The organism is Klebsiella sp. 141198 (assembly GCF_050600785.1).
In the GTDB taxonomy this organism is placed as follows: Bacteria; Pseudomonadota; Gammaproteobacteria; order Enterobacterales; family Enterobacteriaceae; genus Klebsiella; species Klebsiella aerogenes.
The window spans coordinates 164,724-188,641 of sequence record NZ_JAQIRM010000004.1 but is presented as its reverse complement, the minus strand read 5'-3'; the positions used below and the strand labels follow the sequence as shown (position 1 = coordinate 188,641).

The window sequence follows — 23,918 nt, the reverse complement described above, 5'->3', positions numbered from 1 at the left end:
GACTCCTTATGCGCTCAGCAACTGCTGCATATCTTGTTCTACGGTAGTGACGGAACGCAGACCAAATTTCTCGTTGAGGACAGCCAGCAGGTCCGGCGTGAAGAAGCCAGGCGCGGTCGGGCCGGTGACGATGTTTTTCACCCCGAGCGACAGCAGCGTCAGCAGGATGACGATGGCTTTTTGTTCGAACCAGGAGAGCACCAACGACAGCGGCAGATCGTTTACGCCACAGCCCAGTTTTTCCGCCAGCGTTACTGCGAGAATAATCGCCGAGTAGGCATCGTTACACTGACCGGCGTCGACCAGACGCGGCAGGCCTTCGATATCGCCGAAATCCAGTTTGTTGAAGCGGTATTTACCGCATGCGAGAGTCAAAATCAGGCAGTCGTCCGGTACGCTGGTAGCGAAATCAGTGAAGTAGTTACGTTCGCCGCGCGCGCCGTCGCAGCCGCCGACGAGGAAGATGTGGCGCAGTTTTTCACGGCTGACCAGATCAATCAGCGTATCCGCCGCGCCGAGCAGCGTCTGGCGGCCGAAACCAACGGTGATCAGATGCGGGATTTCGCTATACGGGAAGCCGGCCATTTGCTGCGCCTGGGTGATAACCGGGGAGAAATCTTCGCCTTCCAGATGATTGACGCCCGGCCAGCCGACGATGCTGCGAGTCCAGATGCGGTCGTCGTAGGCGCCGACGGTTGGGTCGATGATGCAGTTTGAGGTCATCACGATGGGCCCCGGGAAGCGGGCGAATTCAACCTGCTGGTTTTGCCAACCACTGCCGTAGTTGCCGATCAGATGTTTAAACTTACGCAGCTCCGGGTAACCGTGAGCCGGTAACATTTCACCGTGGGTATAGACGTTAACGCCGGTGCCTTCAGTCTGCTCTAACAGGTTATACAGATCTTTCAGATCGTGCCCGGAGATCAGGATGCACTTACCTTCGGTCGCTTTAACGTTGACCTGGGTCGGCGTCGGGTGGCCATATTTCGTGGTTTCACCGGCGTCGAGGATGCTCATCACTTTGAAGTTCATCTGGCCGATTTCCATCGAACATTCCAGCAGAGCGTTCATATCGGCAGGCCAGGTACCCAGCCACGCCATGATTTTATGGTACTGGGCGTAAATGTCGTTGTCGTACTGACCGAGCACGTGCGCGTGTTCCATATAGGCCGCGGCGCCTTTCAGGCCGTACAGGCACAGCAGGCGCAGGCCGAGGATATTCTCACCGATCGCGGCCTTGTCTTTATTTGGCGTATAGTCCGCCGCCTGACGTTGCAGCTCGCCCAGATCATCGCTAACCAGCTGCAGATCGGCTACCGGGCTGTCGACCGAAGCCTTGGCATCAATATTCAGGCATTGCGCTTTCAGCGCCTCGCGCATCGCGATGGCCTGACGGGCGTAGCCGACGATACGCGGCGAGTCGAAGTTCACGTTGGTTAGAGTAGAGAAGAACGCCCGCGGGGCGAAATTATCCACCTCATGATCGATGATGCCGTATTCACGTGCCTTAACGGCCCATGCGGATAGGCCCTGCAGCGAAGCAATCAGCAGATCCTGTAAATCGGAGGTTTCAGCGGTTTTACCGCACATACCCTGCGCGTAAGAACAGCCATTTCCTGCCGGCGTACGGATAGTTTGTTCACATTGCACACAAAACATGATCACACCTTTTAAAGTTATATTTTAGATACATGTTTAAGGTTATGCCTGTCGCCGTATGGAGAAAAGGTATTTCTGACACAACTTAAAGGGAGATTGATTTAGCGCAATTTTGGCGGTAGGGAACCTACCGCCATAGGGGGATCAGGCTGAGAAGAACGCCATCAGCACCGGCACCAGCAGGCTGAGGATAAAACCGTGGACGATGGCTGCAGGCACGATTTCCACGCCGCCGGAGCGCTGTAGCACCGGCAGAGTAAAGTCCATCGAGGTTGCGCCGCACAGCCCAAGCGCGGTAGAGCGGCTGCGCATTACCATGCCGGGGATTAACATTATCGCCAGCAGTTCGCGGGCCAGATCGTTAAAGAATGTCGCGCTGCCAATGACCGGGCCGTAGGATTCGGTCATCAGGATTCCGGAAAGGGAGTACCAGCCGAAGCCGGATGCCATCGCCAGACCGGTTTTAATGGGCAGACCAAGAATAAGGGCATTAATCACTCCGCCAAATAATGAGCTGGCCGCGACCACCACCGCGACAATCATTCCGCGGCGATTAAGCACAATTTGGCGTAAAGTCATTCCATTATTACGTAGCTGAATACCGATGAGGAATAATAAGAAAATTAAAGTATATTCGCTGGCTTCAGTCGCATGCTGTAAAAAAGAGAGGCCGCTTAATCCCAGCAGGAAACCAATTAGCACTACGCCAAGCAGCTGTAGTGACTCGAGAGCCATCGCCAGGCGCGAGGGTAATTTTTCCGGACGATGCTTGACTCGCCACGGCATTTTTTTATCCAGCCATAGCAGTGCTGCAATATTGCACAGAATAATAACCACAATGCTGACCGCGGAGTAATGCAGTATTGATAACAGATTGCTGCTGAGATTATCGAGGAAGGCAAGGCTAATCCCCATGAAAAAGAGGATAACGTAAACAATCCAGCTAAGCAGCCGGGTAATCAGTTTCAGTGCGGAAGGGTGACGCAGAGGAATAAGGTAGCCGACAATCAACGGCAGCAGAATGATTAATAGTCCCGAAAACATGAACGGCAAGGTCCTTGCAAAATAAGAATAGCGCCACTGACACTACCCAATTCGCCAGGCCGAGTAAAGCTGTCGACAAAAAGAAAAAGCCCGGCGTCGCCGGGCTTCTTGCGAGGATTAGTCGCGTTTTTCGAGCAGGGTGCGGTACAGCACGCCGCCGAGGATACCGCCGATGATTGGCATCACCCAGAACAGCCACAGCTGTTGCAGCGCCCAGCCGCCCTGGAAGATAGCGACCGCGGTGCTACGCGCCGGGTTTACGGAGGTGTTGGTGACCGGAATGCTAATCAGGTGAATGAGGGTCAGCGCCAGGCCGATGGCGATCGGCGCAAAGCCCGCCGGGGCGTTTTTATCGGTCGCACCGTGAATAACCAGCAGGAATCCGCAGGTCAACACGATTTCGATAACGATAGCGGACAGCATGGAGTAGCCACCCGGAGAGTGTTCGCCGAAACCGTTTGAAGCGAAGCCGCTCGCGGCAGCGTCGAAACCGGCTTTACCGCTGGCGACGACGTACAGCACCGCGGCGGCAATAATACCGCCGACAACCTGGGCGATAATATAACCAATTACGTCTTTAGCCGGGAAACGACCGCCAGCCCACAGGCCTAAAGTGACCGCTGGGTTAAAGTGCCCGCCGGAAATATGACCCACGGCAAAAGCCATGGTTAATACGGTTAAACCGAAGGCCAGGGCGACGCCGGCAAAACCAATTCCCAATTCCGGGAAAGCCGCTGCCAGCACTGCGCTGCCGCAGCCGCCGAATACAAGCCAGAATGTGCCAAAGCACTCTGCTGCTAATTTTCTGAACATAACCACCTCAAATAATAATGTAAACGAACACGTTATGACGTGCCGGTCTTTATTTATCGACGCAAAGGATGACGATAAAAATAAAGCGTCGCTATTCTAGGGACGAACGCCACCCTCGGACTAGTTAAATAAATTGATGTAATTTGATTTAGAGCAATGAGATGATTTTCCTTTCACCATGCATGATTTATGCAAGTGTAGAACACAACGCTGAAAAATAAACTACTACCGAAGATGAATTAATTTATTAATTATATGAAATCAAGAGCTGATACCTTACAAACTCATTTGCTTCTGAGTTCAATTGTCGGTGCGGAAAGCAGGGGGTGCCATGTTGTCTGCGCCTCGCTATACTACTGATTACTGAAGGAGAGTGTGGGCCAGGCGGAGGGGATATGCATCTTGAGCGTGTAGAGATCGTCGGATTTCGCGGTATCAACCGTTTATCGTTGATGCTCGAGCAAAACAATGTGCTAATCGGCGAAAACGCATGGGGTAAATCCAGCCTGCTGGACGCTCTGACGCTGCTTTTATCGCCTGAGTTTGACCTGTACCATTTCGTACGCGATGACTTCTGGTTTCCCCCCGGCGATATTCAGGGGCGGGAGCATCATCTGCATATCATTTTAACTTTCCGCGAAAATGAACCCGGGCGCCATCGCGTGCGCCGTTTTCGACCGCTTAGCGATTGCTGGGTGCCCTGTGATGACGGCTATCAGCGCATTTTCTATCGCCTTGAGGGGGAGCTGGCGGACGACGGCAGCGTGATGACCCTGCGTAGTTTTATTAACTGCCAGGGAGAGGCGCTGGAGATGCAAGATATCGACGATCTGGCGCGCCATCTGGTGCGCTTAATGCCGGTATTGCGCCTGCGCGACGCCCGCTTTATGCGCCGAATTCACAACGGAACCGTGCCGCATTCGCCGCAAATTGAGATTACCGCCCGGCAGCTGGATTTTCTCTCCCGCGAACTGGTCAATCATCCGCAAAATCTCACCGATGGGCAAATCCGCGAAGGGCTGTCGGCGATGGTGCAACTGCTAGAACATTACTTCGCCGAGCAGAGCAGCGCGCAAAGCCGCAATCGCCTGATGCGCCGACGTTCTCATGATGAACAACGCAGCTGGCGCTATCTCGATATTATTAACCGAATGATTGATAAACCCGGCGGTCGTAGTCACCGGGTGATCCTGCTTGGGTTGTTCTCCACTTTATTGCAGGCGAAGGGGACCGTCCGCCTCGATCGCGATGCGCGGCCGCTGCTGCTGATTGAAGATCCAGAAACGCGGTTGCATCCGATCATGCTTTCGGTCGCCTGGCATTTACTGAATCTCCTGCCGCTGCAGCGAGTCACTACAACCAATTCCGGCGAACTTTTGTCGTTGACGCCGGTCGAGCAGGTGTGTCGGCTGGTGCGTGAATCGTCCCGCGTCTCGGCGTGGCGGCTCGGTCCCGGCGGGATGAATGCGGAAGATAGCCGTCGCATTGCGTTTCACATTCGCTTCAACCGCGCGTCATCGCTGTTTGCCCGCTGCTGGTTGCTGGTGGAAGGCGAAACGGAAACCTGGGTTATCAACGAACTGGCGCGCCAGTGCGGGCATCATTTCGACGCTGAAGGGGTGAAGGTGATTGAATTCGCCCAATCCGGGCTCAAGCCGCTGATTAAATTTGCCCGCCGGATGGGGATTGAATGGCATGTGCTGGTCGACGGCGATGAGGCAGGAAAGAAGTACGCCGCTACGGTGCGCGGACTACTCAACAATGATAACGAACTGGAACGCGTACACTTAACCATGCTTCCGGCGATGGACATGGAACACTTTATGTATCGTCAGGGGTTCGATGATGTTTACCATCGGGTGGCGCAGATCCCGGATAATATGCCGATGAACATGCGCCGAGTGATCACCAAAGCCATTCACCGTTCATCGAAACCCGACCTGGCGATAGAAGTCGCGATGGAGGCTGGACGGCGGGGAATCGACGCCGTCCCGACGTTGCTGAAAAAGATGTTTTCCCGGGTGTTGTGGCTGGCGCGCGGGCGCGCTGATTAGCCCAGCAGCGAAAACCGTGCCATGTCTCGCCGCAAGACATCGCGGCAGCCCAACATCAATAAACATTAAGCATTGCTAAAATTCTGGCTTCTGTTCGCCGCCGCTTCCGTTAGAATCATCATCCGAGCTGCGGGGAATAGATCAGGAATTTTTTATGACATTGAATGGAAAACGCAGGAAAGTCTGGTGGCTGTTGGCGCTGGTGGTGGTTATTGCGGCCGTTTGGGGATGGCGCGTTCTGAACGCGCCGTTGCCGCAGTATCAAACGCTGGTGGCGCGTAAAGGCGATCTGCAGCAGAGCGTACTGGCGACGGGCAAGTTAGATGCGCTGCGTAAAGTCGACGTCGGCGCGCAGGTCAGCGGCCAGTTGAAGACGCTGCGCGTCAATATTGGCGATAAAGTACAGAAGGACCAGCTGCTGGGAGTTATCGACCCGGAGCAGGCTGAAAACCAGATTAAAGAAGTCGAAGCGACGCTCATGGAGCTGCGCGCTCAGTTAAAACAGGCGCAGGCCGAACGTAAGCTCGCGCAGGTAACCTTAGCGCGCCAGCAGCAGTTGGCGCAACGCCAACTGGTCTCACGCCAGGATCTGGATACCGCCGCCACCGATGTGGCGGTGAAAGAGGCGCAAATCGGCACCATAGAGGCGCAGATTAAACGCAACCAGGCGACCCTCGACACCGCGAAAACCAACCTCGACTACACGCGTATCCTGGCGCCGATGTCCGGCGAAGTGACGCAAATCACTACCCTGCAGGGACAGACTGTGATTGCCGCTCAGCAGGCGCCAAACATCCTGACGCTGGCGGACCTCAGTACCATGCTGGTCAAAGCGCAGGTTTCGGAAGCGGATGTGATCCATCTTAAGCCGGGGCAAAAGGCCTGGTTTACGGTACTCGGCGACCCTCTGACCCGTTACGAAGGTACGCTGAAGGATATTCTGCCGACGCCGGAAAAGGTCAATGATGCCATATTTTATTATGCGCGGTTTGAAGTTCCCAACCCGCAGGGGATCCTGCGTCTTGAAATGACGGCGCAGGTGCATATCCAGCTGGCGGAAGTGAAAAACGTGATTACTATTCCGCTCAGCGCGCTGGGCGACGCCATCGGCGATAACCGCTACAACGTGCGCTTGCTGCGCAACGGGGAAGTGAAAGAGCGTGAAATCGTTATCGGTGCGCGTAACGATACCGATGTGGCGGTGGCGAAAGGGCTGGAAGAGGGTGATGAGGTCATTATCAGCGAAAGCACGCCCGGAGCGGCAAAATGACGGCGCTGCTCGAACTGCGTGATATTCGCCGCAGTTACCCCTCGGGCGACGGTGAAGTTGAAGTCCTAAAGGGCATCACCCTCAGTATTGCCGCCGGGGAAATGGTGGCGATCGTTGGGGCTTCAGGTTCCGGCAAATCAACGCTGATGAACATCCTTGGCTGCCTTGATAAACCCACCAGCGGTACCTATCAGGTTGCCGGGGTCGATGTGTCGCATCTGAGCGGCGATGAACTGGCCAGGCTACGCCGCGAGCACTTTGGCTTTATTTTCCAGCGTTACCATCTGTTATCGCACCTGACGGCGGCGCAAAACGTCGAGGTCCCTGCTATCTATGCCGGCAAAGAGCGCCGGATTCGCCTTGAACGGGCGCGGGATTTACTCACCCGATTAGGTTTGGGCGAGCGGGCGGAATACTTCCCGTCGCAGCTATCCGGCGGGCAGCAGCAGCGCGTGAGTATCGCCCGCGCCCTGATGAACGGCGGCGAGGTGATCCTTGCCGATGAACCGACCGGGGCGCTGGATAGCCACTCAGGTGAAGAGGTCATGGCCATCCTGCATCAGCTTAAGGCGCAAGGGCATACGGTGATTATCGTCACCCACGACCCGCAGGTCGCGGCGCAGGCGGAAAGAATCATCGAATTGCGCGACGGTGAAATTGTGCGTAACCCACCGCCGTCATCGCTGGAAAAAGGCGGCGTGCTTCGCGCCGAAGACCGCGCGGAGCCTACCATCTGGCGTCAGTTCAGTAGTGGTTTTCGTGAGGCGCTGGTGATGGCCTGGCGGGCGATGGCGGCGAATAAAATGCGCACGCTGTTAACTATGCTTGGCATCATTATTGGTATCGCTTCGGTCGTCTCTATCGTGGTCGTCGGCGATGCCGCGAAACAGTTGGTTTTAGCCGATATTCGCGCCATTGGCACCAATACCATCGATGTTTACCCCGGCAAAGATTTTGGCGATGACGATCCGCGTTATCAGCAGGCGTTAAAATATGACGATCTGCTGGCGATTCAAAAACAACCATGGGTGAGCTCCGCGACGCCGGCGGTATCGAAAAGCCTGCGCCTGCGCGCTAATAACATCGATGTGGCCGCCAGCGCCGAAGGCGTTGGCGCGCAATATTTCAACGTTTACGGCATGACGTTCAGCGAGGGAAATACGTTCAATGAGCTGCAGCTGAATAGCCGGGCGCAGGTGGTGGTGCTGGATAGCAATGCCCGTCGCCAGCTATTCCCCCACAAGGCGAAAGTGGTTGGCGAGGTGATTTTGGTCGGTAATATGCCGGCGACGATTGTCGGCGTGGCTGATGAGAAACAATCGATGTTCGGCAGCAGCAAAATCCTCCGCGTCTGGCTGCCCTATTCCACGATGGCCGGGCGGGTGATGGGGCAATCGTGGCTTAACTCGATAACCGTCCGCGTGCAGGAGGGCTACGATAGCGCCACCGCTGAGCAGCAACTGGTGCGGTTGCTGGAGCTCCGCCATGGCAAAAAAGATGTTTTCACCTGGAATATGGACAGTGTCTTGAAAACGGCGGAAAGGACCACACATACTTTACAGCTGTTCCTGACCCTGGTGGCGGTGATCGCGCTGGTCGTCGGCGGAATTGGGGTGATGAATATCATGCTGGTGTCAGTCACGGAGCGCACCCGTGAAATCGGCATCAGAATGGCGGTTGGCGCCCGGGCCCGGGATGTTCTGCAGCAGTTTCTTATTGAAGCGGTGCTGGTTTGTCTGGTGGGCGGCGCAATCGGCGTGAGTTTGTCGTTGATGATCGCGTTCATTTTGCAACTGTTCTTACCCGGTTGGGAAATCGGTTTTTCGCCGCTGGCGCTGTTGACCGCATTTTTGTGTTCGACGTTCACCGGAGTGCTTTTTGGCTGGTTACCGGCGCGTAATGCCGCGCGATTAGACCCGGTTGATGCGTTGGCGCGTGAGTAAGGAGATAAAAATGCCAGTCAGAAGGACTGGCATTTTATTAGCAGGATGTACACAATGAAGCAAAAGAGTTATGCAGCCGTTTCTGCTTCCACAGGAACAATCACGCTGGCGTGATTGCCTTTCGGCCCCTGGTGAACATCAAACCGAACGGATTGCCCGGCTTTTAGCGTTCTGTAACCATCCATCTGGATGGTGGAGTAATGGGCGAAAATGTCTTCGCCGCCGCCCTCAGGGCAAATAAAACCGAACCCTTTGGCATTGTTGAACCACTTAACAGTACCCATTTCCATACTTCGACATCCTTCGTAAATCTTTATAAGTAAGATGGAATGAACCGGTAGGGGAGTTACGAGTTGTACAATTGCTCGCCAACTCTCGCCAGTACAATTTAGAGAAATACGGAAATGCGTCAAGCAATTGACGAGGGTGGACGGTGAAAAATGCGTCAAAATTTGAAGCAGTTAACGCTATTGCTGGGGAATGTGACAGGCGTCGCGGATGGAAGCAATAGATGATAGTTATCTATGATCTATTGTAAATTTGTAACGTGCATAACCTCAGATCATCGACAGGCCGCGGCCTGTTGGCAACAGCAACCGATGACGAACATTGACGATGAGTAAGAGAGATTGGCTGGACTTCGATCAACTGGTAGAAGATGAAGTTCGTGATGCGCTTAAACCACCATCTATGTATAAAGTGATATTAGTCAATGATGACTACACTCCAATGGAGTTTGTTATTGACGTGTTACAAAAATTCTTTTCTTATGATGTAGAACGTGCAACGCAACTGATGCTCACGGTTCACTATGAAGGTAAGGCGATTTGCGGCGTTTTTACCGCCGAAGTTGCGGAAACCAAAGTCGCTATGGTGAACCAGTACGCCAAGGAGAACGAGCATCCATTGCTGTGTACGCTAGAGAAAGCCTGATTACAGGCATGAAAATTGGGGGAGGTGCCTATGCTCAATCAAGAACTGGAACTCAGTTTAAACATGGCTTTCGCCAGAGCGCGCGAGCACCGTCATGAATTTATGACCGTCGAGCACTTGTTGCTGGCTTTGCTCAGCAACCCCTCGGCACGCGAAGCGCTGGAAGCCTGTTCCGTGGACCTGGTCGCTTTGCGTCAGGAACTTGAAGCCTTCATCGAACAGACCACTCCCGTCCTTCCGGCTACGGAAGAAGAGCGAGACACCCAGCCGACGCTAAGTTTTCAGCGCGTGCTGCAGCGTGCGGTTTTTCACGTCCAATCCTCCGGTCGCAGCGAAGTCACCGGCGCCAACGTCCTGGTCGCGATTTTCAGCGAGCAGGAGTCGCAGGCCGCCTATCTGCTGCGTAAACATGAAGTCAGCCGCCTTGATGTGGTGAATTTCATCTCTCACGGCACGCGCAAAGACGAGCCCAGCCAGCCTTCGGAAAATAACGCGAGCCAGCCGGGTAACGAAGAGCAAGCAGGCGGGGAGGATCGTATGGAAAACTTCACCACCAATCTCAACCAGCTTGCGCGCGTGGGCGGTATCGATCCGCTGATCGGCCGTGATAAAGAGCTGGAGCGTGCTATTCAGGTATTGTGTCGCCGCCGTAAAAACAACCCGCTGCTGGTGGGTGAGTCCGGCGTCGGCAAGACCGCGATTGCGGAAGGGCTCGCCTGGCGTATCGTCCAGGGCGACGTACCGGAAGTGATGGCGGATTGCACCATTTACTCGCTGGATATCGGTTCGCTGCTGGCGGGCACCAAATATCGCGGCGATTTTGAAAAACGCTTTAAAGCGCTGCTGAAACAGCTTGAGCAGGATACCAATAGCATCCTGTTTATCGATGAGATCCATACTATCATCGGCGCAGGCGCGGCCTCCGGCGGTCAGGTCGATGCGGCTAACCTGATTAAACCGCTGCTTTCCGGCGGCAAGATCAGGGTGATTGGCTCCACGACCTACCAGGAGTTCAGCAACATTTTTGAAAAAGATCGCGCGCTGGCGCGTCGTTTCCAGAAAATCGACGTGACCGAGCCTTCTGTCGAAGAGACGGTGCAGATCATCAACGGCCTGAAACCGAAATACGAAGCGCACCACGATGTGCGTTATACCGCCAAAGCGGTTCGTGCGGCGGTCGAGCTGGCGGTGAAATACATCAACGATCGTCATCTGCCGGATAAGGCGATTGACGTGATCGACGAAGCGGGGGCGCGGGCGCGGCTGATGCCGGTCAGTAAGCGCAAGAAAACGGTCAATGTGGCGGATATCGAATCTGTGGTTGCGCGCATTGCGCGTATTCCGGAGAAGAGCGTCTCCCGCAGCGATCGCGATACGCTGAAAAACCTTGGCGACCGTCTGAAAATGTTGGTCTTCGGTCAGGATAAAGCGATTGAAGCGCTGACTGAAGCTATCAAGATGGCGCGTGCCGGGCTTGGACATGAGCATAAGCCGGTTGGGTCTTTCCTGTTTGCCGGGCCGACCGGGGTCGGGAAAACCGAAGTCACCGTGCAGCTGGCGAAAGCGCTGGGCATTGAGCTGCTGCGCTTTGATATGTCCGAGTATATGGAACGTCATACCGTTAGCCGCTTGATTGGCGCGCCTCCGGGATACGTCGGTTTCGATCAGGGCGGGCTGTTGACTGATGCGGTTATCAAACATCCGCACGCGGTGCTGCTGCTTGATGAGATCGAAAAAGCGCATCCGGATGTCTTCAATATCCTGCTGCAGGTAATGGATAACGGTACGCTGACCGATAACAACGGCCGTAAAGCGGACTTCCGCAACGTGGTGCTGGTGATGACCACCAACGCCGGGGTGCGTGAAACCGAGCGTAAATCGATTGGTCTTATCCAGCAGGATAACAGCACCGATGCGATGGAAGAGATCAAAAAGATCTTTACGCCGGAGTTCCGTAACCGTCTCGACAATATCATCTGGTTCGATCACCTCTCTACGACCGTGATCCATCAGGTGGTCGATAAGTTTATCGTCGAGCTGCAGGTACAGCTGGATCAGAAAGGCGTGTCGCTGGAAGTGAGCCAGGAAGCGCGTGACTGGCTGGCAGAGAAGGGATATGACCGGGCAATGGGCGCGCGTCCAATGGCGCGGGTGATTCAGGACAACCTGAAGAAACCGTTGGCGAATGAGCTGCTGTTTGGTTCGCTGGTGGACGGCGGCCAGGTCACCGTTGAGTTGGATAAAGCCAACAACGTGCTGACCTACGGCTTCCACAGCGCGCAAAAGCACAAACCAGAAGCGGCGCATTAAATAAATTCTGAATTGTTCAATGATAAAGACCGGGCTGGTGACAGCCCGGTCTTTTTTTATTAGCGTGGGACGGGACGGATAAAATCACAAGGATGAACCATGAAACCCGGCAAATTTTTGCTCTGCGCCTCGCTGGCGCTGTTTTCCATTGCCGCTCAGGCGCAATGTCCGGATATGACAGGAAGTTATCGGTTTAGCGGTGCTGAAAATCCCTTCTATCTGGTTAAGGCTGCCGGGGGGCCAACCTATAAGGCGTTTTTCCCCACCGGATCAGGTAAGTATGTGAGCACATACACCATTGATATCCCCGAGGAAAAACGGTTAGAGGAGCAAATCCCGCAATGTGCCTTGCTAATCAAAGGCGCTGGGATGTTGGTGAAAACGGAGAAGGGAAAGAAAATTACCACCACGAGTCAGTCGCAAAATTATATGACTGAGAAAACCATTACTACCGATTATGGTTTAATGGTTTATTCCGGCTTCGCTTCAGAGCTTATTGGTATCGACAAATTGAGCGCTCATGTGCCGAAAGAAGCGCTAAATAATACCCTGCCGATAGATAAAGAGATGACAGAGTAAATCAGCGCGGGAAGCGGAAATGAAAAGACCGGGCATGAGCCCGGCCTTCAGCATCTGACGCCTTAGCGGCGGAAACAATTAGCGACTACGGAAGACAATGCGGCCTTTGCTCAGGTCGTACGGGGTCAGCTCAACAGTCACTTTGTCGCCCGTCAGAATGCGGATGTAGTTTTTACGCATTTTACCGGAAATATGCGCAGTTACCACGTGACCGTTTTCCAGTTCTACGCGGAACATAGTGTTAGGCAACGTTTCAAGTACGGTGCCCTGCATTTCAATATTGTCTTCTTTGGCCATCTAGTCCTCTGGGGTATCACTACCGTAGTTTTGAACCGGCAAGATAATGCCGAAGTTCAGCAAGTATGTAAAGTTTTACGTATACCCAAAACAGTTCGCGTCGCAGGCTGGCGATAAATAATTGCGCGCAGCCAGCGCCTGTAGCTTAAAACATGACGGGTATAAATCGCCGAAGTAGTTTTGGCGCATTGCCCGGAATACACGCGGTGAAACCGCATGACAGGCGCAAACGTAAAGGGCAGTGACAGAACGATGGGCGTTATCTGACTCTTATTATTCCCAAACGGCGGCGGGGCAACAGGCAGAAGCTACTCTACCGCGCAATTATACCACCACGCTAAGAAATGTGCTGAAAACATTTATCCATTACCGGTAAATAGCACCCTTGGTACCCAAAATCGCTCCGGTAAGCGGTAGGTGCGTAATACGGAAAGGTAATCGAGATAATCGCGGCGCGGGATTTCAATCGCCCCTAAAGAGGCGGTATGCGCGTTGAGAACCTGGCAGTCAATTAATCTGCCGCCATCCTGGGCAAAAGCCTGACAGAAGATCATCAGCGCGGTTTTGGAGGCATTTTCCGCCCGGCTAAACATCGATTCGCCGCAAAACAGCGCTCCCTGCGCCACGCCATACATGCCGCCGACCAGCGAGTTTTCATCCCATACCTCGATTGAATGAGCGTGACCAAGTTCATGTAACTGGTGATAGGCCTGCACGATGCTGGGGGTGATCCAGGTGCCTTCATCACGATGGCTGGCGCAGCCCTCGATAACCTGGCCGAAGGCGTGGTTGAGCGTCACCCGATAGGGAGAGCGTTGATGAAAGCGCTTCATGCTGCGGCTAAAGTGGAATTGCTCCGGCCACAGTACGGCGCGTGGGTCGGGCGACCACCATAAAATAGGGTCGCCGGGAGAAAACCATGGAAAAATACCGCGCTGATAGGCCATGAGCAGGCGAGCGGGGCTCAGATCGCCGCCCAGCGCCAGCAGGCCATTTGGTTCACGCAGGGCGCCTTCCGGGGAAGGGAAGGCGATAGAGTCACGAGAGAGCTGAACCAGACGCATTTTTGACCTCAATACGCACCAGCAATTGTTGACAATAATAGCTTACAGACGTTGCTTAAACTGGTAATAGCGGCCCTGTTTCGCCAGCAGCTCTGCGTGACTACCTTGCTCAATAATTTGTCCGTTGTCCATGACTATTATCTGATTAAACCGCGCCAGCCCACGCAGGCGGTGGGTGACCATCAGTACGGTTTTTTCGTGCATCACTTCGCTAAGTAAATCAAGGATCTGGCTTTCCGTTGTCGCATCCAGACCTTCGGTGGGCTCATCAAGCAGCATTAGCGGCGCATCGTGCAATAGCGCGCGGGCGATGGCCAGTCGACGTAGCTCGCCGCCGGAAAGCTGACGTCCGCCTTCACCAAGCCAGCTATTCAGACCGCTATCTTCCAGCAGTTTCTCCAGGCCGACGCGCTCCAGGATATTGGCAAGCTCGCCGTCGCTGGCCTGCGGCGCGGCAAGCAGCAGATTATCGCGCAGCGTCGCGCTGAAGAGATGTACCCGCTGCGGCACGACGCTCATCGCCTGGCGCAGGGTCGTTTCAGACAGTGCGCTAAGCGGCTGGCCATTTAGTTGAATCTGACCGTTGGCCGGATCCCAGGCGCGGGTCAATAGCTGTAGCAGAGTTGATTTACCGCAGCCGGTACGGCCAAGAATGGCGATATGCTCGCCTGCCGCGACCTGCAGCGAAATATCTTTCAGCGCCGGGGCCGATTGCTGCGGGTAGCTGAAGGTTACCTCATTCAGGGTAAGCGCTACCTGGGAGAAGCTTTGCGGTGTCTGCTGGCTGAACGTCACCTCGGGCTGCTGCTCGGTAATCTGCGTGATGCGGCGGGCGGACGCGATGACCTGGCCGAGATGCTGGAAGGCGCCGGTGACCGGCGCCAGCGCTTCAAATGCCGCCAAGGCGCAGAAAACGAAGAGAGCGATGAGCGCGCCCGGCTGGCTATTACCGCCAACGCCGTCAGATGCCATCCACAGCATGGCGATCACCGCGATGCCGCCAATCAACAGCATCAGCGCCTGCGACAGGGCGGTAAGCTCTGCCTGACGGCGCTGCGCTTCTTGCCAGCGCTGTTCCGTTTTTTCCATCTGTTCGCGGTAGCGATCGCTGGCATTAAAAAGCATCAACTCGGCCTGCCCCTGTAGCCAGGAGGTGAGTTGCTGGCGATATTGCCCGCGAAGCTGGGTGATATGCTCCCCGGTCGGCTTACCGGCACGGTAAAACAGCGGTGGCAGCAGGAGTAGCGTCGCCAGCATAATACCGCCAAGCGTGAGCGCCAGGGTGACATCGAGTACGCTTAAGCCGATGGTTACCACCAGAATGACCACCAGCGCGCCAACCAGCGGCGAAATCACGCGTAGATAGAGGTGATCCAGCGTGTCGACATCAGCCACGATGCGGTTGAGTAACTCGCCCTGGCGAAAACGCGCCAGCCCGGCGGGGGAGAGCGGCAGCAGTTTGCTAAACGTGGCGACGCGCAGGTGCTGCAATACCCGGAAAGTCGCGTCGTGGCTTACCAGACGCTCAAAATAGCGGCCTGCAGTACGAATAATCGCTGCGCCGCGAACGCCTGCGGCGGGCAGCATGTAGTTAAAACTGTAGATACCGGCGACGCCGACGACCGCCGAGGCGGAAAGGAACCAACCGGAAAGCGTTAACAGCCCGATACTTGCCAGCAGCGTAACGATAGCCAGCACCACGCCGAGGGTCAGCAGCCATTTGTGGCGTTTGTATAGCGCCAGATAGGGTAACAGTGCGCGCATTTAAATTTCCTCCTGGCGATGGGCTAACAGTGAGGCAAACGCGCCTCCAGCGGCAGAAAGCTGCGCATAGTCGCCTTGCTCGACAATCTGACCATCCTGCATTACCCAGATAGCATCCCACTCGGCGAGTCCTGCCAGTTGGTGGGTGACCATCAGGGTGGTCTGCTGGGTGGAGGCGTGAGACAGCGCCTGCATGACGCGCTGTTCGCTATGGGCGTCAAGGCTGGCCGCTGGTTCATCAAGCAGCAACAGACGGCACGGCACCAGCAGCGCGCGCGCTACGGCAATGCGCTGAGCCTGGCCGACAGAGAGGCCAGCAGCCTGATCGCCGACCGGGGTATTAATACCTTGTGGCAGTTGGGAGATAAACTCGCTGACCCAGGCCTTATCCAGAGCTAGCTGCAGTTGCGCTTCCGTGGCTTCTGGCCACGCCAGCAGCACGTTTTCACGCAGAGTGGCAGCGGGCAGCTGCGGGTTCTGACCGACCCAGCTAATTAGCCGACGCCAGCGTTCAGCATCGAGATCGCGCAACTCCACGCCGTTAACCTGTAGCGAACCTTCATAGGGAAGAAAGCCTGTCAGCGTATTCAGCAGCGAGCTTTTACCAGAGCCGCTCTGGCCAACCAGTACCACACGTTCTCCGGCGTTCAGGATAAAACTAAGCGGGCCTGCCAGCGTTTTGCCATCCGGTGATTTGACTATCAGATCGCGGGCTTCGAGGCGAATCAGTTCATGATCGCTTAGCGTTTTCTCGCCCCGTTCGGCCTGCGCCAGCGGAGTTTCCATAAAGGACTTCAGGCTATCCGCTGCGCCAATGGCCTGAGCCTTAGCATGGTAAAATGTGCCTAAATCACGCAGCGGCTGGAAAAACTCCGGCGCCAGTATCAGGGTTAAAAAACCTGACATCAGCGTGACGCCGACGCCGTAGTGGCCGAAGTCGAGCTCGCCGAGGTAGGAAAAACCGAAATAGACCGCCACCAGCGCGATAGAGAGCGAGGTAAAGAATTCCAGTACGCCGGAGGAGAGAAAAGCCAGACGCAGGACTTCCATCGTCCGCTGGCGGAAATCCTGCGACGCGTCGCGGATATTATTGATTTCCGCTTCGCCGCGGTTGAACAGGCGCAGTGTTTCCATGCCGCGTAGGCGGTCGAGGAAGTGGCCGCTAAGGCGACCGAGCGCAAGGAAATTGCGCCGGTTGGCATCGGCGGCGCCCATCCCGACCAGCGCCATAAAGAGCGGGATCAGCGGAGCGGTGCCGAGTAAAATTAGCGCGGCTGCCCAGTTGCTGGGGAAGATAGTGATAACAATCAGCAGCGGCACGCAGGCGGCCAGCGTCATCTGCGGCAGATAGCGCGCGTAGTAATCATGCATATCGTCGATTTGCTCGAGGATGAGCGTCGCCCAACTGCCGGCGGGTTTTCCCTGAATCCAGGCCGGGCCCGCCTGCTGAAGGCGGTCCAGCACCTGGCGGCGAATTTCATAACGGATATGCTGGCCGGCGTGGAAGCCGACGCGTTCGCGTAGCCATACCACCCAGGCGCGCAGGATCAGCACCAGCGCCAGCAAGGTAAATGGCAGCAGCAGCGCCGTCGCCGGGATATTTTCCATAATCATTCGGTGAAGGATACGCGCCAGGAACCACGCCTGAGCGACGATCAACAGACCGCTCACGACGCCCAGCAGGCGAGAAATCATCAACCAGCGACGGGAGATAATGCTTTTTTCTTTTAACCAGCGGGTTAACTCTTGTTGACGGGTTTTATTCATTGCGCGCTTAGCAGGTGTCGTTATGAGATTTTTGGGCACGGCAATGTTACAACGCGGCAAAAATAAAGGCGACTTTTCGTCGCCTTCTTTACCTTTGTTACTGACTTGTAAAGATTATTTGCAAGCGTCAGCTAAACCATCGAGGTAGCGTTCCGCGTCCAGCGCCGCCATGCAGCCGGTGCCGGCGGAGGTAATCGCCTGACGGTAGATATGGTCCATCACGTCGCCTGCCGCGAACACGCCGGGGATACTGGTTTGCGTGGCGTTACCGTGGATGCCGGACTGCACTTTGATATAACCGTTTTCCAGCGCTAACTGACCTTCAAAGATAGCGGTGTTCGGGCTGTGTCCAATGGCGACAAACAGACCGGCGACGTCCAGGGTTTCAACATTGTCGCTATTTTTGGTATCGCGCAGACGCAGGCCGCTGACGCCCATCTGATCGCCGGTAACTTCTTCCAGGGTGCGATCGGTGTGCAGTACGATATTGCCGCTTTCCACTTTATCCATCAGGCGCTTGATCAGAATTTTTTCCGCACGGAAGGAGTCGCGACGGTGGATCAGATGCACTTCGGCCGCAATGTTGGACAGATACAGCGCTTCTTCAACCGCCGTGTTGCCGCCGCCGATGACCGCGACTTTCTGGTTACGATAGAAGAAACCGTCGCAGGTGGCGCAGGCAGAAACGCCGCGGCCTTTGAAAGCCTCTTCAGAAGGCAGACCCAGGTAACGGGCGGAAGCGCCGGTTGCGATAATCAGCGCGTCACAGGTGTACTCGCCGCTGTCGCCGACCAGGCGGAACGGACGGTTCTGCAGATCGACGCTGCTGATGTGATCGAAAATAATTTCAGTTTCGAACTTGGTGGCATGCTCGTGCATACGTTCCATGAGCAGCGGACCGGTCAGATCGTTTGGGTCGCCTGGCCAGTTTTCCACTTCAGTGGTGGTGGTCAGCTGACCGCCTTTTTCCATGCCGGTGATCAGCACCGGCTGCAGGTTTGCGCGCGCAGCATAGACCGCCGCGGTATATCCTGCAGGTCCAGAACCTAGAATAAGCAGTTTACTGTGTTTGGCTGTGCCCATGAGATCCCCATATTTTATTGGCATACATTGGGCTGGATTGTAGGGAATTTGCGGGCGTAAAAAAAGAGCGTAGCGATTTTGTTAACGATATGTGCAATAGAACCCGCCGATGGATTGGCGATTTAACGAGCGGAAAATATAATTAATTCTACTGTTAGCGCCCTGATTATAAGATGAAAACATGAGATTCAGAGGGGGTTGATGATGAATATCTGGCATCTTGTACTAAAAATCGATGTTTTGCTTTGACAATCCCCTGTGCTTTTGCGAAAACATTCATGGAAGAAGAAAAGCAGTGTTTCGCGTGTGGCGAATGTTCATGCACGCAAATGCCATTTTTATCCGGGTCAGCGAAATCTACGCATGGTGTGGACAGACGCCATGCGTGATGTCGGTGACTGCCATCAGGCAACGGACTTCTCACGTACCCCTGGGTTACTCAACGTCGTACGGGTAATAACGGGATGGGCTCTGGCAGTGAAGGCGCAGAGTCAGAACAGGAGTAGGGAAGGAATACAGAGAGACAATAATAATGGTAGATAGCAAGAAACGCCCTGGCAAAGATCTCGACCGCATCGATCGTAACATTCTGAATGAACTGCAAAAAGACGGGCGTATTTCCAACGTCGAGCTTTCCAAACGGGTGGGACTTTCTCCGACGCCATGCCTTGAGCGCGTGCGTCGACTGGAAAGACAGGGTTTTATTCAGGGCTATACGGCGCTGCTCAACCCGCATTATCTGGATGCATCACTTCTGGTATTTGTTGAGATTACTCTGAATCGTGGTGCGCCGGATGTGTTTGAGCAATTTAACGCCGCAGTGCAAAAACTTGAAGAAATTCAAGAGTGTCATCTGGTATCCGGTGATTTTGACTATCTGTTGAAAACCCGCGTACCGGACATGTCAGCGTATCGTAAATTGCTGGGCGAAACCCTGCTGCGCCTGCCGGGCGTAAACGACACCCGTACCTACGTGGTTATGGAAGAAGTCAAGCAGAGTAATCGTCTGGTAATCAAGACGCGCTAACACGGAACAGGTGCAAAATCGACGTAGTTTGATTACACTCCTGTTAATCCATACAGCAACAGTGCCGGGGAGACCCGGCGCTGTTGTCCGTTTTAGCAGCAGGCAGGAAATTGCCTGATACCTGGAGAGCCTTTCTTGAGCCAGGAATACACCGAAGACAAAGAAGTCAAACTAACGAAGCTAAGCAGCGGGCGCCGCGTTCTTGAGGCGTTACTCATCCTTTGCTCTCTTTTTGCCATCTGGCTGATGGCGGCATTACTGAGCTTTAATCCATCCGATCCCAGTTGGTCGCAGACCGCCTGGCATGAGCCTATCCATAATCTGGGCGGCATGCCCGGAGCGTGGCTGGCGGACACGCTATTTTTCATCTTTGGCGTAATGGCGTACACCATCCCCGTGATTATCATCGGCGGCTGCTGGTTTGCATGGCGTCATCAGGAAAATGACGAGTATGTCGACTACTTCGCCGTTTCGCTGCGCCTGATCGGCGCGCTGGCGCTCATTCTCACTTCCTGCGGTCTGGCGGCAATCAATGCCGACGATATCTGGTACTTTGCCTCCGGCGGCGTCATTGGCAGCCTGCTTAGCACCACCTTACAACCCTTGCTGCACAGCAGCGGCGGCACTATCGCCTTGCTTTGTATCTGGGCTGCAGGTTTAACGCTGTTTACCGGCTGGTCATGGGTCAGCATTGCCGAGAAACTCGGCGGCGCCATCCTTTCTATTTTGACCTTTGCCAGTAATCGTACCCGTCGGGACGATACCTGGGTTGATGAAGGCGAATATGAAGATGATGAATATGAAGATGATGAAGACGACGATAACGCGCAGCCGCGGGAATCGCGTCGCGCCCGCATCTTACGCAGCGCGCTAGCGCGTCGTAAGCGTCTGGCGGAAAAGTTCGCCAACCCGATGGGGCGTAAAACCGATGCCGCGCTGTTCTCCGGTAAACGTATGGATGATGCGGAAGCCGTACAATACAGCGCCAGCGGCGCGCCTGTCGCCGCTGATGATGTCCTGTTCTCAGGCGCCAGCGCCGCACGTCCTGGCGATTTAGACCCTTACGATCCGCTGCTGAATGGCCATACGGTGGCCGACCCGATCGGCGCCGCTTCCGCCGCTGCAGCTGTGCCGCAGGCATGGGCGGAGCAGGGGGCAGGGCAGGCATACCAACCGGAGGCTGCTCACCTGCAACCACCGGTGCATCAGCCTGAGTATGCGCCGCAGCAGCCGCCGGTTTACCAGCCGGAAGTCGCGCATCCGCAGCAGCCGGTGTATCAGCCTGAATACGCGCCGCAGCAGCCGCCGGTTTACCAGCCGGCAGCCGCGCATCCGCAACAGCCGGTGTATCAGCCTGAATACGCGCCGCAGCAGCCGCCGGTTTACCAGCCGGAAGCCGCGCATCCGCAACAGCCGGTGTACCAGCCTGAGTATGCGCCGCAGCAGCCGCCGGTTTACCAGCCGGAAGCCGCGCATCCGCAGCAGCCGGTGTATCAGCCTGAGTACGCGCCGCAGCAGCCGCCGGTTTACCAGCCGGCAGCCGCGCATCCACAGCCGCCGGTTTATCAGCCTGAGTACGCGCCGCAGCAGCCGCCGGTTTACCAGCCGGAAGCCGCGCATCCGCAGCAGCCGGTGTATCAGCCTGAATACGCGCCGCAGCAGCAGCCTGTTTACCATCAGGAACCGGCGCCTGCCGCTGAGCCTGAAGCGCCGCAGGAAGAAACTAAACGTCCGCCGATGTATTACTTCGAGGAAGTTGAAGAGAAACGCGCGCGCGAACGCGAGTTGCTGGAGTCCTGGTACCAGCCAATCCCTGAACCAGCGAGTCCGGTGGCGACCAAACCGATAACCACTCCGACTGCTCCATCCATGCCATCAGTTGAGGCCGCCGCCGTGACAGCCGTCGCCGCTGGCGTTCATCAGGCCACGACTTCTGGAAGCGCAGCCGCGGCCGCCTCAGTGGCATCAACCGTCGCTGACGCAGCGCCCGTTTTCAGCCCGGCATCCAGCGGCCCGCGGGTACAGGTAAAAGAGGGCATCGGTCCGAAATTGCCGCGTCCGAATCGCGTCCGCGTACCGACTCGTCGGGAACTGGCTTCCTATGGCATTAAGCTGCCGTCTCAGCGTATTGCTGAAGAGCGCGCGCGTCGGGCCGAGCTTGAACATCATTACGATAATGAGCCGTTGAGCGACGAAGAAGCCGATGCGCTGGAACAGGACGAGCTGGCTCGTCAGTTTGCCGCAACCCAACAACAGCGCTATGGCGAGTCCTATGAGTCAGAAAGCGATGAGCAGGACGAAGACGCTGCCGCTGAAGCGGAACTGGCGCGCCAGTTTGCCGCCACTCAGCAACAGCGCTATGCCAGCGAGCAGCCGCCGGGAGCTAATCCCTTCTCACCGTCGGACTATGAGTTCTCGCCGATGAAAACGCTGGTCAATGATGGTCCGAGCGAGCCGCTGTTTACGCCGACGCCGGAAGTACAGCCCCAGCAACCGGCTCAGCATTATCAACAACCGGCAGCCGCGCCGCAGCAGGGTTATCAACCTGCGCAGCAGCCCGTACACCATCAGCCGGTAGCGCCGCAGCCGCAGGCTTATCAGACGGCTCAACAGCCAATGCAGCAGCAACAGCCGGTTGCGCCGCAGGGTTATCAGCCGCCCGCGCCGCAGCCGCAGGAGAGCCTTATTCATCCATTGCTGATGCGTAATGGCGACAGCCGTCCGCTACAAAGGCCAACAACGCCGTTGCCGTCGCTGGATCTCCTGACGCCGCCGCCGAGCGAAGTTGAACCTGTCGATACCTTTGCGCTTGAGCAGATGGCGCGCCTGGTTGAAGCGCGTCTCGCCGATTTCCGCATTAAAGCGGATGTGGTGAACTACTCGCCGGGCCCGGTGATCACCCGTTTTGAGCTGAATCTTGCGCCGGGGGTGAAGGCCGCGCGTATCTCTAACCTGTCGCGCGACCTTGCGCGTTCGCTGTCGACCGTGGCGGTGCGCGTGGTAGAAGTCATTCCGGGTAAACCTTACGTTGGCCTGGAATTACCGAACAAAAAACGCCAGACCGTATACCTGCGCGAAGTGCTCGATTGTCCGAAATTCCGCGAGAACCCATCGCCGCTTACCGTGGTGCTGGGTAAAGATATCGCCGGCGATCCGGTGGTGGCCGATCTGGCGAAAATGCCGCATCTGCTGGTTGCCGGTACCACCGGTTCTGGTAAATCGGTTGGCGTGAACGCCATGATCCTCAGCATGCTCTACAAGGCGCAGCCGGAAGACGTGCGTTTCATCATGATCGACCCGAAAATGCTTGAGCTGTCGGTGTACGAAGGTATCCCGCATCTGCTGACGGAAGTGGTCACCGACATGAAAGACGCCGCTAATGCGCTGCGCTGGAGCGTCAATGAAATGGAGCGCCGTTATAAGCTGATGTCGGCGCTGGGCGTGCGTAATCTGGCGGGCTACAACGAGAAGATCGCTGAGGCCGCGCGCATGGGACGTCCGATCCCGGATCCGTACTGGAAACCGGGCGACAGCATGGATGCCGTACATCCGGTGCTGGAAAAACTGCCGTATATCGTGGTGCTGGTGGATGAATTCGCCGATCTGATGATGACAGTCGGTAAGAAGGTAGAAGAGCTGATTGCGCGTCTGGCGCAGAAAGCGCGCGCGGCGGGCATTCACCTGGTGCTGGCGACCCAGCGTCCGTCGGTTGACGTGATTACCGGTCTTATCAAGGCCAACATCCCGACGCGTATCGCCTTTACCGTATCAAGCAAGATTGACTCGCGCACCATCCTTGACCAGGGCGGCGCGGAATCGCTGCTGGGCATGGGTGATATGCTCTATTCCGGGCCAAACTCCACGATGCCGGTTCGTGTGCATGGCGCGTTTGTCCGTGACCAGGAAGTACACGCCGTGGTGCAGGACTGGAAAGCGCGCGGTCGTCCGCAGTATGTTGACGGTATTACCTCCGACAGCGAAAGCGAAGGCGGTAGTGGCGGCTTTGATGGCGGCGAAGAGCTGGATCCGCTGTTCGACCAGGCGGTCAACTTCGTGACCGAGAAGCGCAAAGCCTCGATCTCCGGGGTGCAGCGTCAGTTCCGCATCGGCTATAACCGCGCGGCGCGCATCATTGAGCAGATGGAAGCTCAGGGGATCGTCAGCGAGCAGGGCCATAATGGTAACCGTGAAGTCCTGGCGCCGCCGCCCTTCGAGTAAGTGCAAAGTTCGGTAAATAAGCGCAAAATCAGCCTGTTCTGCTATTCCGTTGCTATCAACGGCTCTACAGTAGAGACAGAACAGGCTCCCGCG

General features: G+C 55.9%; 17 protein-coding genes. 8 read left to right on the top strand and 9 right to left on the bottom strand.

Translation table 11 applies throughout. The annotated features are described in order from the left end of the window. Positions 1-6: 6 nt before the first annotated feature. The 3 genes from hcp to aqpZ form a co-directional block, all read right to left on the bottom strand. A complete protein-coding gene (hcp, locus tag PGR10_RS14745; RefSeq protein ID WP_087859971.1) occupies positions 7-1,659 on the bottom strand; it encodes a hydroxylamine reductase in 1,653 nt (550 codons plus the stop codon). A 144-nt stretch (positions 1,660-1,803) separates the two neighbouring features. After that, positions 1,804-2,703, bottom strand: a complete 900-nt coding sequence (locus tag PGR10_RS14740) for a lysine exporter LysO family protein (RefSeq protein WP_047065549.1) — start codon at positions 2,701-2,703, stop codon at positions 1,804-1,806. A gap of 117 nt (positions 2,704-2,820) precedes the next feature. Further along, positions 2,821-3,516, bottom strand: coding sequence for an aquaporin Z (gene aqpZ, locus PGR10_RS14735; RefSeq protein ID WP_015367500.1), 696 nt, complete (start codon positions 3,514-3,516; stop codon positions 2,821-2,823). A gap of 395 nt (positions 3,517-3,911) precedes the next feature. Here aqpZ and PGR10_RS14730 point away from each other — a divergent pair, with 395 nt between their 5' ends. The 3 genes from PGR10_RS14730 to macB all read left to right on the top strand — a co-directional run bounded on the left by PGR10_RS14730 (position 3,912) and on the right by macB (position 8,783). Beyond that, positions 3,912-5,570, top strand: a complete 1,659-nt coding sequence (locus PGR10_RS14730; RefSeq protein ID WP_087859969.1) for an ATP-dependent endonuclease — start codon at positions 3,912-3,914, stop codon at positions 5,568-5,570. A gap of 154 nt (positions 5,571-5,724) precedes the next feature. Beyond that, the gene (macA, locus tag PGR10_RS14725; protein WP_087859968.1) at positions 5,725-6,840 is read left to right on the top strand and encodes a macrolide transporter subunit MacA; all 1,116 of its coding nucleotides are present in this window, start codon (positions 5,725-5,727) and stop codon (positions 6,838-6,840) included. Further along, positions 6,837-8,783 carry a macrolide ABC transporter ATP-binding protein/permease MacB gene (macB, locus tag PGR10_RS14720; protein WP_430923699.1) on the top strand — a complete coding sequence of 649 codons (1,947 nt, stop codon included), beginning with the start codon at positions 6,837-6,839 and terminating at the stop codon, positions 8,781-8,783. The genes macA and macB overlap by 4 nt, the downstream gene beginning before the upstream one ends. A 68-nt stretch (positions 8,784-8,851) precedes the next feature. Here macB and cspD read toward each other — a convergent pair whose 3' ends face one another. Continuing rightward, a complete protein-coding gene (gene cspD / locus PGR10_RS14715; RefSeq protein ID WP_015367495.1) occupies positions 8,852-9,073 on the bottom strand; it encodes a cold shock-like protein CspD in 222 nt (73 codons plus the stop codon). A 325-nt stretch (positions 9,074-9,398) separates the two neighbouring features. Here cspD and clpS point away from each other — a divergent pair, with 325 nt between their 5' ends. From clpS to PGR10_RS14700, 3 genes are all read left to right on the top strand, one after another. Beyond that, positions 9,399-9,716 carry an ATP-dependent Clp protease adapter ClpS gene (gene clpS / locus PGR10_RS14710; RefSeq protein WP_015367494.1) on the top strand — a complete coding sequence of 106 codons (318 nt, stop codon included), beginning with the start codon at positions 9,399-9,401 and terminating at the stop codon, positions 9,714-9,716. A 30-nt stretch (positions 9,717-9,746) separates the two neighbouring features. Continuing rightward, on the top strand, positions 9,747-12,026 hold the full coding sequence (clpA, locus tag PGR10_RS14705) for an ATP-dependent Clp protease ATP-binding subunit ClpA (protein ID WP_015367493.1): 2,280 nt from the start codon (positions 9,747-9,749) through the stop codon (positions 12,024-12,026). Between the two features lie 99 nt (positions 12,027-12,125). Next, the gene (locus tag PGR10_RS14700; RefSeq protein ID WP_087859966.1) at positions 12,126-12,605 is read left to right on the top strand and encodes a hypothetical protein; all 480 of its coding nucleotides are present in this window, start codon (positions 12,126-12,128) and stop codon (positions 12,603-12,605) included. Between the two features lie 78 nt (positions 12,606-12,683). Here the strand turns inward: PGR10_RS14700 and infA are convergent, their stop codons facing one another. The 5 genes from infA to trxB form a co-directional block, all read right to left on the bottom strand. Beyond that, positions 12,684-12,902 carry a translation initiation factor IF-1 gene (gene infA / locus PGR10_RS14695; RefSeq protein WP_001040187.1) on the bottom strand — a complete coding sequence of 73 codons (219 nt, stop codon included), beginning with the start codon at positions 12,900-12,902 and terminating at the stop codon, positions 12,684-12,686. 359 nt (positions 12,903-13,261) lie between these two features. Then, complete coding sequence (gene aat / locus PGR10_RS14690; RefSeq protein ID WP_430923698.1) at positions 13,262-13,966, bottom strand: leucyl/phenylalanyl-tRNA--protein transferase; 705 nt, start codon at positions 13,964-13,966, stop codon at positions 13,262-13,264. Positions 13,967-14,008: 42 nt separating this feature from the next. Further along, positions 14,009-15,730, bottom strand: a complete 1,722-nt coding sequence (gene cydC / locus PGR10_RS14685; RefSeq protein WP_087859964.1) for a heme ABC transporter ATP-binding protein/permease CydC — start codon at positions 15,728-15,730, stop codon at positions 14,009-14,011. After that, positions 15,731-17,497, bottom strand: a complete 1,767-nt coding sequence (cydD, locus tag PGR10_RS14680; RefSeq protein WP_087859963.1) for a heme ABC transporter permease/ATP-binding protein CydD — start codon at positions 17,495-17,497, stop codon at positions 15,731-15,733. Between the two features lie 114 nt (positions 17,498-17,611). Next, complete coding sequence (gene trxB, locus PGR10_RS14675; RefSeq protein WP_045374041.1) at positions 17,612-18,580, bottom strand: thioredoxin-disulfide reductase; 969 nt, start codon at positions 18,578-18,580, stop codon at positions 17,612-17,614. A 532-nt stretch (positions 18,581-19,112) separates the two neighbouring features. Between trxB and lrp the strand changes: the two genes are divergently transcribed. Both lrp and ftsK read left to right on the top strand, forming a co-directional pair. Next, positions 19,113-19,607: a leucine-responsive transcriptional regulator Lrp gene (gene lrp / locus PGR10_RS14670; protein WP_000228469.1), complete on the top strand. Its 495-nt coding sequence runs from the start codon at positions 19,113-19,115 to the stop codon at positions 19,605-19,607. Positions 19,608-19,742: 135 nt separating this feature from the next. Continuing rightward, a complete protein-coding gene (ftsK, locus tag PGR10_RS14665; RefSeq protein WP_430923697.1) occupies positions 19,743-23,825 on the top strand; it encodes a DNA translocase FtsK in 4,083 nt (1,360 codons plus the stop codon). The last annotated feature ends 93 nt before the right edge of the window (positions 23,826-23,918 follow it).

Bases quoted from the DNA above. Each gene is read 5' to 3' on its own strand.
- hcp (WP_087859971.1), bottom strand. From the start codon at position 1,659: ATGTTTTGTGTGCAATGTGAACAAACTATCCGTACGCCGGCAGGAAAT.
- PGR10_RS14740 (WP_047065549.1), bottom strand. From the start codon at position 2,703: ATGTTTTCGGGACTATTAATCATTCTGCTGCCGTTGATTGTCGGCTAC.
- aqpZ (WP_015367500.1), bottom strand. From the start codon at position 3,516: ATGTTCAGAAAATTAGCAGCAGAGTGCTTTGGCACATTCTGGCTTGTA.
- PGR10_RS14730 (WP_087859969.1), top strand. From the start codon at position 3,912: ATGCATCTTGAGCGTGTAGAGATCGTCGGATTTCGCGGTATCAACCGT.
- macA (WP_087859968.1), top strand. From the start codon at position 5,725: ATGACATTGAATGGAAAACGCAGGAAAGTCTGGTGGCTGTTGGCGCTG.
- macB (WP_430923699.1), top strand. From the start codon at position 6,837: ATGACGGCGCTGCTCGAACTGCGTGATATTCGCCGCAGTTACCCCTCG.
- cspD (WP_015367495.1), bottom strand. From the start codon at position 9,073: ATGGAAATGGGTACTGTTAAGTGGTTCAACAATGCCAAAGGGTTCGGT.
- clpS (WP_015367494.1), top strand. From the start codon at position 9,399: ATGAGTAAGAGAGATTGGCTGGACTTCGATCAACTGGTAGAAGATGAA.
- clpA (WP_015367493.1), top strand. From the start codon at position 9,747: ATGCTCAATCAAGAACTGGAACTCAGTTTAAACATGGCTTTCGCCAGA.
- PGR10_RS14700 (WP_087859966.1), top strand. From the start codon at position 12,126: ATGAAACCCGGCAAATTTTTGCTCTGCGCCTCGCTGGCGCTGTTTTCC.
- infA (WP_001040187.1), bottom strand. From the start codon at position 12,902: ATGGCCAAAGAAGACAATATTGAAATGCAGGGCACCGTACTTGAAACG.
- aat (WP_430923698.1), bottom strand. From the start codon at position 13,966: ATGCGTCTGGTTCAGCTCTCTCGTGACTCTATCGCCTTCCCTTCCCCG.
- cydC (WP_087859964.1), bottom strand. From the start codon at position 15,730: ATGCGCGCACTGTTACCCTATCTGGCGCTATACAAACGCCACAAATGG.
- cydD (WP_087859963.1), bottom strand. From the start codon at position 17,497: ATGAATAAAACCCGTCAACAAGAGTTAACCCGCTGGTTAAAAGAAAAA.
- trxB (WP_045374041.1), bottom strand. From the start codon at position 18,580: ATGGGCACAGCCAAACACAGTAAACTGCTTATTCTAGGTTCTGGACCT.
- lrp (WP_000228469.1), top strand. From the start codon at position 19,113: ATGGTAGATAGCAAGAAACGCCCTGGCAAAGATCTCGACCGCATCGAT.